The sequence below is a fragment of the Micromonospora sp. BQ11 genome (assembly GCF_052068135.1).
Lineage (GTDB): Bacteria > Actinomycetota > Actinomycetes > Mycobacteriales > Micromonosporaceae > Micromonospora.
Genome location: NZ_JBQHDB010000005.1, coordinates 289,524 through 305,297, shown reverse-complemented (window position 1 = coordinate 305,297; position 15,774 = coordinate 289,524). Strand labels below are relative to the sequence as shown.

14 protein-coding genes are annotated in these 15,774 nt (G+C 72.3%); 4 read left to right on the top strand and 10 right to left on the bottom strand.

Going from position 1 to position 15,774, the window contains the following annotated elements:
- Window positions 1–23 precede the first annotated feature (23 nt).
- From ACTMSW_RS13505 to ACTMSW_RS13465, 9 genes are all read right to left on the bottom strand, one after another.
- Window positions 24–3,575, bottom strand: coding sequence for a ThuA domain-containing protein (locus ACTMSW_RS13505; RefSeq protein WP_441180931.1), 3,552 nt, complete (start codon window positions 3,573–3,575; stop codon window positions 24–26).
- Window positions 3,548–3,715 carry a hypothetical protein gene (locus ACTMSW_RS13500; protein WP_441180930.1) on the bottom strand — a complete coding sequence of 56 codons (168 nt, stop codon included), beginning with the start codon at window positions 3,713–3,715 and terminating at the stop codon, window positions 3,548–3,550. The genes ACTMSW_RS13505 and ACTMSW_RS13500 overlap by 28 nt, the downstream gene beginning before the upstream one ends.
- Before the next feature lie 142 nt (window positions 3,716–3,857).
- On the bottom strand, window positions 3,858–4,727 hold the full coding sequence (locus ACTMSW_RS13495) for a sugar phosphate isomerase/epimerase family protein (RefSeq protein ID WP_441180929.1): 870 nt from the start codon (window positions 4,725–4,727) through the stop codon (window positions 3,858–3,860).
- 97 nt (window positions 4,728–4,824) lie between these two features.
- Window positions 4,825–6,018, bottom strand: coding sequence for an ABC transporter substrate-binding protein (locus ACTMSW_RS13490; protein WP_441180928.1), 1,194 nt, complete (start codon window positions 6,016–6,018; stop codon window positions 4,825–4,827).
- A gap of 33 nt (window positions 6,019–6,051) precedes the next feature.
- On the bottom strand, window positions 6,052–7,056 hold the full coding sequence (locus ACTMSW_RS13485) for an ABC transporter permease (RefSeq protein WP_441180927.1): 1,005 nt from the start codon (window positions 7,054–7,056) through the stop codon (window positions 6,052–6,054).
- The gene (locus ACTMSW_RS13480) at window positions 7,056–8,060 is read right to left on the bottom strand and encodes an ABC transporter permease (RefSeq protein WP_441180926.1); all 1,005 of its coding nucleotides are present in this window, start codon (window positions 8,058–8,060) and stop codon (window positions 7,056–7,058) included. Before ACTMSW_RS13480 ends, ACTMSW_RS13485 begins: the two co-directional genes overlap by 1 nt.
- On the bottom strand, window positions 8,057–9,598 hold the full coding sequence (locus ACTMSW_RS13475) for a sugar ABC transporter ATP-binding protein (protein WP_441180924.1): 1,542 nt from the start codon (window positions 9,596–9,598) through the stop codon (window positions 8,057–8,059). The genes ACTMSW_RS13480 and ACTMSW_RS13475 overlap by 4 nt, the downstream gene beginning before the upstream one ends.
- Window positions 9,599–9,795: 197 nt before the next feature.
- Window positions 9,796–10,767 (bottom strand): LysR family transcriptional regulator, encoded by a 972-nt coding sequence (locus tag ACTMSW_RS13470; protein WP_441180923.1) that lies wholly within the window; start codon window positions 10,765–10,767, stop codon window positions 9,796–9,798.
- Window positions 10,768–10,845: 78 nt separating this feature from the next.
- Window positions 10,846–11,460 carry a hemerythrin domain-containing protein gene (locus ACTMSW_RS13465; RefSeq protein ID WP_441180922.1) on the bottom strand — a complete coding sequence of 205 codons (615 nt, stop codon included), beginning with the start codon at window positions 11,458–11,460 and terminating at the stop codon, window positions 10,846–10,848.
- A 133-nt stretch (window positions 11,461–11,593) separates the two neighbouring features.
- Here ACTMSW_RS13465 and ACTMSW_RS13460 point away from each other — a divergent pair, with 133 nt between their 5' ends.
- The 4 genes from ACTMSW_RS13460 (at window position 11,594) to ACTMSW_RS13445 (ending at window position 14,516) form a co-directional block, all read left to right on the top strand.
- Complete coding sequence (locus ACTMSW_RS13460; protein WP_441180921.1) at window positions 11,594–12,922, top strand: M20/M25/M40 family metallo-hydrolase; 1,329 nt, start codon at window positions 11,594–11,596, stop codon at window positions 12,920–12,922.
- 57 nt (window positions 12,923–12,979) lie between these two features.
- A complete protein-coding gene (locus tag ACTMSW_RS13455) occupies window positions 12,980–13,627 on the top strand; it encodes a hypothetical protein (RefSeq protein WP_441180920.1) in 648 nt (215 codons plus the stop codon).
- Window positions 13,628–13,760: 133 nt separating this feature from the next.
- On the top strand, window positions 13,761–13,967 hold the full coding sequence (locus tag ACTMSW_RS13450) for a hypothetical protein (RefSeq protein ID WP_441180919.1): 207 nt from the start codon (window positions 13,761–13,763) through the stop codon (window positions 13,965–13,967).
- Between the two features lie 12 nt (window positions 13,968–13,979).
- The gene (locus ACTMSW_RS13445) at window positions 13,980–14,516 is read left to right on the top strand and encodes a hypothetical protein (RefSeq protein WP_441180918.1); all 537 of its coding nucleotides are present in this window, start codon (window positions 13,980–13,982) and stop codon (window positions 14,514–14,516) included.
- A gap of 4 nt (window positions 14,517–14,520) precedes the next feature.
- On the opposite strand, the gene ACTMSW_RS13440 is transcribed toward ACTMSW_RS13445, so the two are convergent.
- On the bottom strand, window positions 14,521–15,702 hold the full coding sequence (locus ACTMSW_RS13440) for an MAB_1171c family putative transporter (protein ID WP_441180917.1): 1,182 nt from the start codon (window positions 15,700–15,702) through the stop codon (window positions 14,521–14,523).
- Window positions 15,703–15,774 lie beyond the last annotated feature (72 nt).

Genomic DNA, 15,774 nt, shown 5'->3' with positions numbered 1-15,774 from the left:
GGGCTTTGCCGGCGAGGTGCCGCTCAGCCGACCGTGGTCAACCGCCACCGCTGGTTGGCGGCGCCGCTGCACGTCCACTGGATCAACTGGGCGCCGTCGGCGGTGGAGTTGCCGTTGACGTCGAGGCAGAGCCCGCTGTGTCGGGCCTTGAGGTCGTACACCCCGGCGGTGGTGGTGGCGACCGCCTGCCACTGCTGGCTGGTGGCGGTGCCGCAGGTCTGCTGCACCACCTGCGCCGCGGCGGCGGTGGAGCCGCCGCTCACGGCCAGGCACTTGCCGCTGTGCACGGCCCGCAGGGTGACCGCTCCGCCACCGGCGTCCACCGCCTGCCACCGCTGGTTGCCGCCACCGGTCGCCGTCCACTGGTGCACCAGCGCGCCGTCGGCGGTGGAGACGCCCGACACGTCGGCGAGCTTGCCGCTGTGCTGGGCGGTCAGGGTGTACGTCTTCCCGGCGATCCCGGTCGGCGTGGTGCCGACGCCGGCCCCGCCGAAGGTCATCGAGTCCAGGTCGAACGCGTTGTTCTGGGTGGACCGGAAGACCAGGTAGAGCTTGTGGGTGCCGGCCAGCGCCGCCACGTTCACCGCCGGCTGCTGCTGGTAGGAGTCCCAACCGCCGGTGTTCGGCACCGCCTGGGTGGCCAGGAGCTGGCCGGTCGGCGAGTCCGCCCGCAGCTCGATGCTGCCCCCACCGTACGGCGACGAGACCCGGAAGCTGACCGTGGTGATGCCCTGGAGGCTCATCGGGTCGAACATGATCCAGTCGCCGCCGCTGATGTCGCCGATGCGCTTTCCGCTCTCCGCGCCGGCCTGGTCGATGACCCGGATCCCGGACTGGGAGGTGAAGAACTCGGCCTGCTTGTGCTTGGGTTGCAGCACCGCCTTTCCGTACCCGGTGAGCGCCGCGACGCCGTTGGCTCCCTTGTCCTGGTAGCGGGCGTTGAGGACGTAGAAGAGGTTCGCTCCGTCGGGATGGCCGCCGAGCAGGTCGGTGGCGATCGTGCCGGAGCAGCCCGGGTAGTCGGTGGTGCCGTGCTCGTGGTCGTCGTGCCCGAGCGCCGGGTTGACCAGCACCTTCGTGCAGTCGATCGTGCCGTCCTCGGGGTCGGTCACGGTGACCGTGTAGGCGACCTGCTGGCCGAAGTCGAGCATGCCCCCGTTGGGCGGGCCGGTGATGGTCACCGTCGGGGCGGTGTTGCCGACGGTGATCGGGACGTTGGCGAAGGAGCTGCGCCCGGTGTTGTCCCGGACGGTCAGCTTGGCGGTGACGTTGCCGTTGGTGGTGTACGTGTGCGACGGGTTCGCCGCCGTCGAGTCGGTGCTGCCGTTGCCGTCGAAGTCCCACGCGTAGCTGATCGTGTTGCCGGGATCGGGGTCGGCGGAGCCGGCACTGGAGAACTGCACGGTCAGCGGGGCCGTGCCGTTGGTCGGGGTGCCGGTGGCCTTCGCCACGGGCGCCCGCCCGCCGCTCACGTAGTCGATCCGGTAGAGGCCGGAGTCGTTGTTGCCGCCGCCGAAGTTGGAGCCCCACTCCAGCAGGTAGAGCGAGCCGTCGGGGCCGAAGCGCATGTCCATCGGCTTGACGAAGTTGCCCCCGGGCAGGAAGGGATTGATCTTCACCAGGCCGCCGGCGTTGTCGAAGTGGATCTCCTGCACGTAGTTGCGGGACCACTCGTAGAAGAAGTGCACCCGGTCGTAGTAGGCCGGGAACTTCGTCGGCGACGGGTTGGCCGCGTCGTACCGGTAGATCGGGCCGCCCATCGGCGCCGACCCGCCGGAGCCCATCTCCGGGAACTGCGCCGAGGCGCCGTAGCCGTACCAGATCTGCGGCTGCACCAGCGGCGGCAGCGTGGTCAGGCCGGTGTTGTTGGGGGAGTTGTTCACCGGGTTGGCGCAGTCGAACTTCGCCCCGACCACCCCGGTGTCCGGGTTGTACGGCGCGTACGGCTGGTTGTTGCCGTGGCAGAACGGCCAGCCGAAGTTTCCGGCCTGCTTGATGACGTTCAGCTCCACCAGGCCCTCCGGGCCCCGGTTGGTGGCCGGCCCGCCCCGGTCGGGGCCGTAGTCGGCCAGGTTGACCCAGCCGCTGACCGGGTCGACGGAGAAGCGGAACGGGTTGCGGAAGCCCATCGCGTAGATCTCCGGCCGGGTCTTCGCCGTGCCGGGGGTGAAGAGGTTCCCACTCGGGACGGTGTACGTCCCGTTCGACTCCGGGTGGATCCGCAGCAGCTTGCCCCGCAGGTCGTTGGTGTTGCCGGAGGAGCGGGCCGCGTCCAGGAAACTCTTGCCGGGCCGCCAGTCCAGCGGCGCGTACCCCTGCCAGGCCGGGTCGTAGTTGGGCGGGCTGTCGTCGCCGGTGGACAGGTAGAGGTTGCCGCCCGGCCCGAAGGCGAGGTAGCCGCCGGTGTGGCCGGGCTCGGGGTGGGTCCGGTCCCGGTAGGCCGGAACGTCGAGCAGCACCTTCTCGCTGGCGAGGTCGAGGCTGTCACCGGTGACCGTGAACCGGGACAGCCGGTTGATGTCGGTCGGGCTGGCCTGCGGCGAGTGGTAGAGGTAGATCCACTTGTTCGTGGCGAAGTTCGGGTCCAGCGCCATGCCGATCAGGCCGTCCTCGCCGCCGGTGTACACCGGCAGGGTGGCGGCGGTGACGGTCGTGCTGGTGGTCGGCTTGAAGATCTTCACCTGGCCGCCGCGCTGGACGTAGAAGACCCGGCCGTCCGACGCCACGTCGACGGCCATCGGGTCGACGGTGTTCTGGTCCAGCGACACCTTCTCGAAGTTGCCCCAGACGGTCCCGCCGCAGTCCCCGGCGGCGACCCCGGCCGCCCACTGCACCCCGCCGAGCACGTGCTGGCGGAAGAAGGCCTCGGCGTAGGCGCCCTTGGGGTGGCCCATCGCGGTCGTCCACACCCGGGCCGCGCCCACCTCCCGGCACCAGGAGATCGGGTGGTCGGCGCCCATCGCCCGGCTGCCCGGGTTGTACGTCCGCTCGTCGGCGGTGACCAGCACGTGGACGTCGCCGCGGGGGTTGGCGTCGAAGTTGTACCACTCCTCGCTGCGCTGCCACCGGTCGGGCAGTCCGCTGGTGGAGGGGTGCGCCTTGTCGGCGACGTGCGCGGTGCCCGGCAACACGCCGGGGGAGTGCTCGGGCATGTGCGCCCCGGCGTTGACCAAGTCGTCCCACCAGGGGAAGGAGCTCTCGATGCCCATGTCGGTGGCGTTGTGGATGGCGGCGATGCCGCCGCCGCCGGCCACGTAGTTCTGCAGGGCCTGGCGCTGGGCGTCGTTGTCCCACACCATGCCGGAGGTCTGGAACATGATCACCACGTCGAAGGTGGCCAGGTTGGCCGGGTTGAAGACGGTGGAGTCCTCGGAGTGCACCACGGTGAAGCCGTGCTGGGCGGCGAGGTCGTTGAACATCGCCACGCCGTCGGGGATGGAGTCGTGCCGGTACCCCGCCGTCTCGCTGAACAGCAGCGCACGGAAGGGGGCGGCGGCGGCCGGTGCGGCCGGTACGACGAACAGGGACAGCAGCAGCGCGAGGAGGGCTACCGGAGCGAGATGTCGGCGGCGCATGCCGCCTCCTTTCGGGGACCACGGGTGCCGGTGTCCGCCCGGGCGAGAGCCGGGGCGGAGGGCGCGACGCGCCGCCGAATGGGGTCACCCCCGCGCTCGCCGGTGACGTCGGCCCGTGCCGGCGCCACCTCCTGCTCCATGGAGAACCGTGCTCCTGATATCGACATCAGTCAACGTGCTTTTCAGTAATTGTGAAATCACCGTAAAAAGAAATGTAAATGGGGATGAACAGGCGTCACCCCCGGGCGGGGAAGACCCCACCCGGCTTCCGGCTGCGGAGGCTCAGGCCCCCGTCGATGCGGCCGACCGGGCGAGCAGCGCCCGCAGGAACGCCAGGCCGCTCGTGGCCAACTGGTCCTGGGTAGGCGCCAACGGACGCCAGATCGCCGCCGCCGTGGCGATCGTGCGGTTCTCCGCCGTGAACGACTCGATGCACAGCGGCCCGCCGTAGCCGACGTCGCGCAGCGCCGCCATGATGCCCGTCCAGTCCAGATGGTCGTTGCCGGGCGCACCCCGGTCGTTCGCGCAGACCTGGACGTGCGCCAGCCGGTCTCCCGCGGTCCGGATCGCCGTCGGGATGTCGCGCTCCTCGATGTTCATGTGGAACGTGTCCAGGGCGATCCCCAGGGCGGGGATGCCGTCGACCACCTCCAGGGTCTGCTCCGTGGTGTTCAGCAGGCTGGTCTCGAACCGGTTCAGGGGCTCCACGGCGAGCGTCACACCCGCTCCGGCCGCCTCCTCGGCCAGCGGTCGGAGCCGGTCGCGCAGCGTCCGGACCGTCGCCGCGCGGGCGTCGGCGTCGAGCAGCCAGGTCCGGCCGACCGGGGCGTACATCGGACCGGCGACCACGCCGGCGCCCACCCGGGCCGCCACCCGGACGCAGTGCCGGAGGTAGTCCCCGGTCCGACGGACCACCTCCTCGTCGTCGGTCACCAGGTCACGGTCGGCGGACATGGCCGCGCAGACGGTCGCGCCGAGCCCCAGGCCGGCGAGAAGGTCGGCGGCCCGGTCCGGGTCCCAGTCGCCCGGAGACTCGACCGGCAGCTCGATCACGTCGAAGCCCCACTCCCGGATCCGCGGTGCCAGCACGGCCAGCCGGGCGTCGGTCAGGGGCGAGACCCAGATCCAGGTGTTCGCGCCGATGGGGTGCACGTCGCTCCTCGTGGTCGGTCGGGACGCGTCCGGGGGTCCGGACGCGCCGGACGGGGCGGGCGCGGGTCGGACGAGGTCCGCCCGCGCCCGCCACGGGCTACTGGTTGCCGCCCCAGTTCTGCGGGAAGCCGGGCATCTTCTCGCAGCCGCAGAGCGCGTAGTGCAGCGGCGGGAGCTGCGGCAGCACGTACTGGCCGAGGTTCTCGTCGGTGATCGTCGGCTGGGGGAGCACCCACTCCTTGGGCACCTGCTTGCCGGCCAGGATGTCCAGGGCGGCCAGGATCGGCGTACGCCACTGGTAGGTCGGGTACGTCGGGGCGACGGCGGTGAGCTTCTTCTCCTGCCACAGCCGCAGGAAGTCCTGCTGGTCCTCACCGGTGATGACCGGCACCTTCTGGCCGGCGTCCTCGAACGCCTCGGCGGCCGCCACCGAGGTGGCTCCGGCGTCCATCCAGACACCGTCGATGCTGCCGTGGCGCTCCAGGTAGTCGTTGACGATCGTCTTGACCTTGGCGGCGTCGCCGTCGGTGAACTCGACCCCCACCACGTCCACGTCGGCCTTGTCGAAGATCACCTTGGCCGCCGCCCAGCGCGTCTCCAGCACGTCGACGCCGGGCAGGATGCGCAGCGCGAGGATCTTGCCGTTCTTCTTGACCTTGTCGGTCAGGAACTCCGCCGCGGTCGCGCCGAAGGCGTACCCGCCGATGGGGTGGATGAAGGTGACCGGGCAGTCGGTGTTGACGCCCCGGTCGAAGACGATCACCGGCAGGCCGGCCTGGCAGGCCTTCTCCACCGCCGGGGTGAGGGCGGCGGTGGTGTTCGGCGAGACGATCAGGGCGCTGCACTTCTTGCTGGCCAGCAGACCGTCGATGTCGCTGATCTGCTTGTCGTCCTTGCCCTCCGCGTCGACCGCGGTCAGGGCGGCGATCTCCGGGTGCAGCTTGGCCTCGGCCTGCATGGTGGTCCACCCCACCACCCGCCACGGGTTGTTGACCCCGGCGTTGGAGAAGCAGATGGTGTGCTTGCCGGCCTTCTTGTACTTCGCCGTGTCGACGAGCTGCGGGTTGATCGCCTGCAGCCAGGGCTGGTCGGCCGGCCCGGTGGGGGTGACGGAGCGCTGGGCGATCTGCTCGTCGTAGTCGGCCTGGACGAAGAACGACGACTGCTGGCCGGTGCCGCTGCCCGCCGGGCCGTCGTCGCCGCCCTCCTCGGGTGCGGTCGAGGTGCAGCCGGCGGCGAGCAGCGCCGCGGCGCCGCACACCGCCAGCCGGGTCCGCAGTGGATGTCTCATGGCTTCTCCCTCGCGACGGGTGGCGGCGCGGCGTCAGCCGGACCGGCGCAGCCGGTGGGCGGCGTACGCGGCCGCGCCGATGATGATCAGGCCCTGTACCGCGTCACGGAGCGACTTGGCCAGGCCCAGAAGGTTGAGCAGGGTGAACACCGATTGCAGGGTGAGCGCGCCGGCGAGGGCGGCGCCGACGCTGCCGCGGCCCCCACCGAGCACCGCGCCGCCGAGCACGACGGCGGCGATGGCCTGGAACTCGTAACCCACACCGGCCTCGGCGGTGACCCCGGTGAAGCCGCCGAGGAGAACCCCGGCGACCACCGCCGACAGACCGGAGATGACGAACGCCGCCGTGCGGACCCGTCGTACGTCGACCCCGGACAGGGCGGCGGCGCGCGGGTTGCCACCGGCGGCGTAGACCTGGTGACCGAAACGGGTGTGTGACAGCAGCAGCCAGAGGCCGACGCCGAGGGCCACCAGGACCAGCACCGCGTACGGCAGTTGACCCAGCCCCGGTACCTCCACCCCGAAGCGGCCGAACTGGCGGAAGTTGTCGGCCAGCGACCCGCGCGGTGCGCCGCCGGACCAGAGGAAGACCGCACCGTTGAGGACCAGCAGCATCCCCAGCGTGGCGATGAAGGAGGGCACCCGCAGCCGGGTGGTGACCAGGCCGTTCACCAGGCCCACCAGCGCGCCACCGGCGAGCAGCAGCGGGATGAGCCACCACGTGTTGCCGGGATCTCCGTCGGAGAGCCGCGCGGCCACCACGACCACGGCGGTGACCAGCGCGCCGACCGAGAGGTCGAACTCGCCGGCGATGATGACGAAGACCTGACCGGCGGCGAGCACCGCCAGGGGCGCGCACCTGCGCAGGAAGGCCAGGAACGGGACCGGCTCGACGAACGTCGGGTTCCGCCAGGCGATCAGCACGATCACCGCGACGAGCACCAGCCAGATCGGAGGTACGGCCCGCAGCAACCGCCAGGCCCGCGAGGCCGGCCGCTCCGGCGCCGCCTCGGTGGGCGGCGGGGCGGTCACCGTCATCAGAAGACCTCCTCGTCGCGCCGGTTGCGCAGCGCGTAGAGCGCCACCGCCCCGACGATGATCACGCCGCGGATCAGCGTCTTGAGGAAGGCGTTCACCTCGAACTCGTTGAACACCTGGTCGACCACGGCGAGGATGAGGACACCGGCCAGGGTGCCGGCGACGGTCCCGCGACCGCCGGCCAGGGCGGTGCCGCCCACCACGGCCGCCGCGATCGACTCGAGGTCGTACCCGCCGTCCGGGCCGACCCACGGTGCCCCCGAGCGCAGCCGGCTGACCAGGAACAACCCGGTCAGGACCGCGGTCAGGCTGCACAGCACGTGGGCGGTGACCACCACCCGGTCGGTACGCACCCCGGAGAGCCGGGCCACCTCGGCGCTGCCGCCGACGGCGTACAGGTGGTAGCCGAAACGCGTCCGGCGCAACCCGTACCAGGCGAGGGCGACCACCGCCAGCAGGAGGAGCACCGCCACCGGCACGGGACCCAGGGCGTTGTAGCCCAGCGCCTGGAACTCCCGGGGCACCGAGCCGGTGAAGTTGGTGAACAGGGCGTTGAGGACCCCGCTCATCACCAGGGAGGTGCCGAGGGTGGCGATGAACGCGTTGATCCGCAGCCGAGTGATGACGAGGCCGTTGACCAGGCCCACGCCCGCGCCCAGCGCCAGGGTGACCGCGACGCCCAGCGCCATGCGGTCCGGGTCGCCCTGCATGACGAACGACGCGCTCACCGCCGTCACGCTGACCATGTACGCGACCGACAGGTCCAGGGAGCCGCCGATCAGCACGATCGTCTGACCCACCGCGACCAGACCCAGCGCGACCGACCGGACCGCCATGTTCTGCAGGTTGTCCACGGTCATGAACTGGCCGCCGTTGAGCTCGACGAGCAGCCAGGCCACCGCGAAGACCCCACCGAAGACCAGCCAGACCGGTGCGCTGGACGCGCCCGTACCCGGACCGGCCAGACGCAGCGGGGCGGACGGCGACAACGTGGAGGTGGTCATGCCGCACCGCCGTCCGCGACCGCGCCCACACCGACGCCGGTACGGTCGGGCTCGCCGGTGGCCAGCAGCATGATCTCCGCCTCGCTCGCGCCGGCCGGCAGGACGCCGGCCACGGTTCCCTGCCGCAGCACCACGATGCGGTCGGCCATGCCGATCACCTCGGGCAGCTCGGAGGAGATCATCAGGATCGCCGCGCCGGCCTCCGCCAGCTCCCGCATGAGCTCGTGGATGCTGGCCTTCGCGCCGACGTCGATGCCCCGGGTCGGCTCGTCGAAGATGAGCACCCGCGCCCCGGTCGCGAGCCACCGGGCCAGCACCACCTTCTGCTGGTTGCCGCCGGAGAGGTAGCGGACCTCCCGAGCGGTGGAGCCGCGCAGGTCGACCCGGTCGAGCAGACCGCCGAGCCCGACCCGCCGGGTGGCGCCACGGCCGAGCGCGCGGACGGCGAGCAGGCTGTTGTCGCGGACGGACAACTGGAGCACCAACCCCTCGCTCTTGCGGTCCTCGGTGAGCAGCCCGATGCCGCAGCGGATGGCGTGTCGGGGGGAGCGCAGCCGGCGTGGCCGCCCGTCGACCTCCAGGCGGCCCCGGGTCATCCGGGTGGCGCCGAAGAGCAGCCGGGCCAGCTCGGTCCGGCCCGAACCGGCCAGGCCGGCCAGCCCGACGATCTCACCCGAGCGCAGGTCGAGGTCGATGTCGTGGAGCAGCCCGGCGCCGGCGCCGCGCACGGACAGCCGAACCTCACCGAGACGCTCCGGTGTCGCCCGGGGCGGGTAGTAGTGGTCGAGGTCGCGGCCCACCATCAGGTGCACGAGCCGGCGGGTGTCCACCTCGGCGGTGCGGACCGTGTCGACCCGCCGCCCGTCCTTGAGCACGGTGATCCGGTCGGTGAGGTCGAAGATCTCCTTCAGCCGGTGCGAGATGTACAGGACCGTCAGGCCGTCCGCGCGTAACCGGCGGATCCGGTCGAAGAGGGCGTCCACCTCGTGCGGGGACAGGGCCGCGGTGGGTTCGTCCAGGACCAGCACCCGGGGCCGGAAGGACAGGGCCTTGGCGATCTCCACCAGCTGCTGCTGGGCCACCGGCAGCCGCCCGACCAGGGCGCGCGGCGAGATCACGTCGTCGGCGTGCAGTGCGGCCAGCAGCCGGGAGGCGTCCCGCTCCATCGCCGTACGGTCGACGCCGACGCGGCGGCGGGGCTCCCGGCCGAGGAAGATGTTCTCCGCGACCGTGCGCTCCGGTAGCAGGTTGAGTTCCTGGTGGACGATGCTCACGCCGGCGGCCAGTGCCTGCCGGGGGTGGTGGAAGCGCACCGGTGCCCCGTCGAGCTCGATCCGCCCGGCGTCCGGTTGGTACACGCCGACGAGGATCTTCATCAGCGTGGACTTGCCCGCGCCGTTCTCGCCCATCACGGCGTGGATCTCGCCCCGGCGGCACTCCAGTCGCACGTCGTGCAGGACCGGTACGCCGAGGAAGCTCTTGTCGATGCCGTACATGCCGAGCAGGATCTGGTCCTGCGATCCGATGTCATCCGCCATCCGCGTCACCTCGCGACGATCGACGACCGTGAAATCGAACATTAGGCATGCTTCATCGTCGTGTAAAGCAAAGTTCCGAACTTTGCGTCGCTACTTTTGCATCTTCCAACCGAAAGTATTGGGTGGGCGCGGCGAAAGGTGATCAATGTCCAAAGAGGAACATTCGCGCCTTCCGGGTGACCCGGCGGAAGACGTCGTCAGACGCCGGAGGGCTGCCGCACCCCGAAGTTCGGGTTGCGCAGCAGCCAGGCCAGGTACTCCGGATGCGCCGCCAGCGAGTCGGTGTACGCGGCCAGCGCCGACTCCAGCACCAGGTCGGCGATCGCGGCGGCGGGGGAGTCCGGGTGCCAGCCGAGCATCAGCCGCCAGCGCAGCGGGATCCCGGCCAGCCGCCGGGTCACCAGGCCAGCGACCGGCCGGAAGGTGGCCTGGCACAGCGCGATCGCCTCGCCGGCGTCCACGAGGTCGAGGCAGCCGCGGACGTCGGCCTCGTACACCTTGCGGGGGGTGAACCCGGCGCGGGCGCACGCGGCGGCGAAGCAGTCGCCGAAACAACCGTCGCCCGGCGCCGCCACCCACTGCTCGTGGCGGAGCTGCGCCAGGGCGATCTCCTCCCGGCCGGCGAGCGGATGCGCCTCCCGCAGCAGCACGTGCACCGGGTCGATCGACACCTCCTTCCAGATCAGCCCGAACTCCGCCGACGGGGACGAGTCGCCGCAGACGCCGGTGAGCGCGAAGTCCAGGCGACCACCCGAGACCAACTGGGCCAGCTCGTCGGCCGACCACGAGGCGTGCGTGGTGATCTGGGCCGGTGGCTGCTCGGCGGCCAGCCGGTGCACCAGCCGGCCCAGGATCGGGCTGTTGACCCCGCCGAACCGGTACCGCCGCGGCGCGTCCCCGGCACCGGCCAGCCGGGCCGCCTCGTCCTGGAGGCCCTTCATCGCCGGCAGCAGGACCCGGGCCCGGGCGAGCACCAGCTCGCCGAGGGCGGTGGGCCGGGCGCCGCGGCGGTCGCGTTCGAACAGCGGGCCGCCGAGGGTGCGCTCGATGCGCTGGAGCTGGGCGGTCAGCGCCGGCTGGGCGAGGCCCAGCGCCGAGGCCGCCTTGGTCACGCTCCCCGTCTCGGCGATCGCGCAGACGACCCGCAGGTGTCGCAGCTCCAGATTCATAACGTGACGGTAGGGCCCATCACGCGGCCGGCGGAAGGGGTTCGAGGGATCAACGATTCCCGATATGAGTGTGTCCGGTCACGCACCGCCGGCCGGTGGCTCCGTCAGATCCTTCAGGTACGTGGGGCGCCGGGTCACCGCGTCGCGCAGCTTGTCGACCACGCCCACCGCCGGCTCCACGATCCGGTTCCACGGCGGGGTCGCCGGAGTGCCCGGGTGCGGTCGCGTGGGTGCGGCCTCCTCGGCGATCTCCAACCGGTTGCCCAGCCGGATCAGCTCCTCCGCGCTGGCCACCTCCCGCAGCGCCGCCACGAGCGCGCCGACCTCGTCGGTGTGCCGGTGGACGCGGGCGGCCACGTCGGCCAGTCCCTGCGCGGGCAGGTCCCGGAGGGCGGCCAGCAGGGCGGCGTCCGCCTCGATCACCGCGTCGACCCGAGCGGCGGCGTCCGGCAGCGCGGCGCGCACGGCGGGCAGCAGGTACTGCTCCTCGGCGGACAGGTGGCGGGACAGCGCCGCCGTCAGCACGGTCGGGCCGTTCTCCGGCGCCGGCTCCGGGTCCGGATCGGTGAGCCGTCCCACCAGCTCCCGCAACTGCCGGTGCTCGGCGTCGACGATGTCGGCGACGCTGCGTCCGGCCGGCCGGAACGTGTCGTCGTGGCCGGTGGGCGGCAGCGGCGGCAGGGGAACGGTCATGGTGCCCTCCTCGGTGTGGCGGGCGGTGCGGTGGGGGAGTCGGTCGCGACCGCCGGTACCCGGCCGCGCGATCGGCGAAACCGGGGGCCGGCGGGGCGCGCTGCCGGAGCCGGCCGGCTGGTATGAAGAACCGATGACGAGCGACGCCGCCTCCGCCCACTCCGTACCCACCGACGAGGTCGTCGACCTCTGCCGCGACCTGCTCCGGATCGACACGACCAACACCGGGGACAACGACACCAGCGTCGGCGAACGCCGGGCCGCGGAGTACGTGGCGGAGAAGCTCGCCGAGGTGGGCGTGGAGCCGGTGATCCACGAGTCCGCGCCCGGCCGCGCCAACCTCGTCGCCCGGATCCCCGGCACCGACCCCGGCCGGGGCGCGCTGCTCGTGCACGGTCACCTCGACGTGGTGCCCGCCGACGCCGACGAGTGGTCGGTGCACCCGTTCTCCGGCGAACTGCGCGACGGTTACCTGTGGGGCCGGGGCGCGATCGACATGAAGGACTTCGACGCGATGGTGCTCGCCGTGGTGCGGCACTGGCAGCGCACCGGTGTACGCCCGCCCCGCGACATCGTGCTCGCGTACACCGCGGACGAGGAGGCGGGCAGCGACTACGGGGCGCACTTCCTGACCCAGCACCACCGGGACCTCTTCGACGGCTGCACCGAGGCGATCGGCGAGGTCGGCGGCTTCTCGTACTCGGTCAGCGACACCCAGCGGCTCTACCTGATCGAGACCGCCCAGAAGGGCATCGACTGGCTGCGGCTGCACTCCCGGGGCCGTCCGGGGCACGGCTCGATGGTGCACGACGACAACGCGGTGACCGCGCTCGCCGAGGCGGTGGCCCGGATCGGCCGGCACCGCTTCCCGGTGGTGGTGACCGACACCGTACGGGCGTTCCTGGAGGAGGTCTCCGACCTGCTCGGCATCGAGCTGGACCCGGAGGACCCGGAGATCGCCATCGCCAAGCTCGGCCCGATCGCCAACCTGATCGGCGCGACCATCCGCAACACCGCCAACCCCACCCGCCTCGCGGCCGGCTACAAGGACAACGTCATCCCCGGCCGGGCCACCGCGACCATCGACTGCCGCAGTCTGCCCGGCCAGTCGGAGCTGTTGGAGCGGCAGCTGCGTGAGTTGGTCGGCCCGGACATCGCCATCGAGTACATCCAGCGCCAGCCGGCGCTGGAGACCACCTTCGACGGCGACCTGGTCGAGGCGATGTCGGCCGCGCTGCGTGCCGAGGACCCGGGCGCCCGCCCGGTGCCGTACATGCTCTCCGGCGGCACCGACGCGAAGGCGTTCTCGCAGCTGGGCATCCGCTGCTTCGGTTTCGCGCCGCTGCGGCTGCCGGCGGACCTGAACTTCTCCGCGTTGTTCCACGGCATCGACGAGCGCGTTCCGGTCGACGGACTACAGTTCGGCGTGCGGGTTCTCGACCGGTTCCTGCGCACCTGCTAGCCCCCGTCCGGCGTCTCCATCCCGGCACGGCACGCCCACCCGAAGGGACTCACGCACATGACCGACCAGCACGGTGAGCTGGACGCCGCCCTCGAGCGCGTCATCGAAGCGGCCCGTCACCACCTGGCCGCCGTCCGGGCCGCGCAGGGTCGCATCGACGACGACGACGTCTGGCAGGCGTACGTCGCCTTGAACAACGCCTCCTACGCCTACGACGAGCAGCTGATGGACGCCTTCGGCGAGGTCACCCCGTGGGATGTCGAGGCGATCGACCCGGACGAGGCCGACCGGCGCTTCGGCGGCGAGGGTGTGGAGCCCACCGACCCGCACCCGCGGGTCATCTCGGTGCGCCAGCGGCGCGACTACCGGGTGCCGAGTGTCTCGGCGCTGATCCAGGTGGCCGAGGCCGCCCGGCGCGCCGGCGCCCCGGAGGAGGACGAGGTGGCCCCGGTCGAGGGCGTCGGCGAGGCGGTGCTCGAGCTGCTGCAGAGCGGTGACGGGTCCCTGGGTGCCCTGGAGGTCCCGGAGCTGGAGCCGCTGGACGGCGTCGTGATGGTCAGCGAGGTCGGCACGCCGGTCGACCTGGAGTCCTTCGACGACGACGACCCGGTCGGCCCGTTCCAGCCGGCGGTGGACGACCGGCTGGTGGGTCGCCTCGACGAGCACTCGTTCCTCGACGACGAGGAGCACGACCACGCCCACTGACACCGGCCGGCCGCCTCCGGGCGGTCACCCCGCACGGGGCCCTACACATGTCCGTGTAGGGCCCCGTGGGGTCGGTGCCGCCAGCCCCCGGGTGAGGGTCGACATGCGGTCGGCCGGGCCGGAGGGAGGCGACGTGGCGAGTGTGTCCGGACGAGGGCGGCGGATGACCGCCCTGATGACGGCGGTGGCCCTGGTGGTCACCGCCGACGTGCTGGTGTTGCCGACGGCGTCGGCGCGACCCGCCGGCCGGTCGTTGATCGTCGGCCGGGTGACGTCCCCTGGTCGCACCGCCGTGCCGATCCCGCGCCGCCTACCTAGAGTGGTCGGGGGGATCACCTGACCCGGAGGCGACGTGGGTGTGCGACTGCGCGGTGGCCGTGGGTCCCTCCGACGCTGCGCCCGGCTGGTGGACCGGCTGGACCGTACGGTGGGCATCCCGGTGCCGTTCGACCTCGGCGAGTTCCTCGACCGGTGGCGGCGACACCGGGGTGGCCGTCCGGTCACCCTCTTCCCGTTGACCGCCGGGGAACTGCCGCCGGGCATCTGCGGCCTGTGGCTCGCGCTGCCCGACCGGGACGTCATCGGCTACCCCGAGGGCGTTCCGCCCAACCACCGCGACCACATCGTCCTGCACGAGGTCGGGCACGTGCTGGCCGGTGGCGCGGGTGACCCGTCCCTGACGGACGCCGCCCTGACCGCTCTGCTGCCCGACCTCGACCCGGCGATGGTGCGGTCGGTGCTGCGGCGGTCGGTCTACGACGACGTCCAGGAGCGGGAGGCGGAACTCGTCGCCTCGCTCATCATGGCGCGATCCCTCGGCGCCGGAGCACCCCGTGGCGGCCGGGACGGCGTCGTGTTCGAACGCCTGCGGCACACGCTGGACCCGTGAGGGGTCAGCGCGGGTTGGCCGGCTCCGGCGGAGCGGCGAGCCGGTGGACCACGGGGGACCCGGTCCACGCCGCGCTGACGCGTTCCAGCCGGGCCACCGCGGCCGAGAGGTCCACCTCCTGGTCGGCCGCCCCGGTGACCGGGCCGCCGTCGCCGCCCGCCGCCCGCCCATCGCGCAGGACGGCCAGGCCGGCGGCGAGGAGCGCGGCCTCGCGGACCGCCGCGGCGGACTCGCCGGTCAGCGCCGCCCCGGCGATGGCGCCGTCGATCCGCCGCCGCTGCGCCGCGTCGAGCACCTGCGCGGCGGCCAGCTGCGCATCCTGGATCTCGATGATCCGACGGTAGAGGCGGAGCCGGGCGCCACCACCGGTCACCGGCAGCACCGCGTGCGGCCGGGCCGCCCGCGCCGCCTCCCACAGCGGACGCAGCCGTCGGTACGCGCGCCGGTGGCGCAGCCACCGCTCGCCGCGTCCGATCAGGACCCCGAGCAGGAACAGCACCGCCACGACGGCTGGCATCAGGATGGTGACGCCGAGCTCGATCAGGTTGAACCGCTGCCCCGACCCCTCAAGGCGCGGCCGGCCGACGAGCAGCGCGACCACTCGGCCGGCCAGGTAGATCAGGCCGGCGACGCAGGCGGCGCGGTGCAGGTGCAGGCTCAGCCGCGACCACCGGCCGCCGGCGGTGTCGAGGTACCGGCCGAGCAGCAGGGCGAGGCTGACCAGGGTGGCGCCGAGGTAGCTGGTGAAGATCAGGTAGTAGGCCACGACACCGGCGGGCGCGTCGGGGGAGGTGAAGCGGCCCGGCACGGTGGGTGTGGCGAGGAAGAGCACGGTCATCGCGACGAACGCGACGACCAGCGCGACGAGCCAGCGTCGTGCCCGGGCGGCGGCGGTGTCCCGGTCGTACCGGACGTGCAGCACCATGACCCGCAGCGCGTAGGCCGCCACGAGCGAGGTCCCGTTGCCGGTGAGCTGGCCCAGGTCGGCGACGAGATGGTTCTGCACGCCGCGCGCCGCCGGTGACTGCACCAGGAACGAGACGCCGAGCGTGCCGACGGCGGCGACCAGCGCGGTACGGCTGGGTGTGCGGTGGGGTGACCCGGCGCGGGCCGCGACGACGGCGGTCGACAGCAGCGCCCCGGCCACGGTGGCGTAGACGACGTCCACGAGGCCCGGGTGCCACATCGACGCCCATGCTACCTACTGTTCGTCTACCAGAGGTAGATGAAAATGTCGCGCGCATCTACTGTCAGTAGA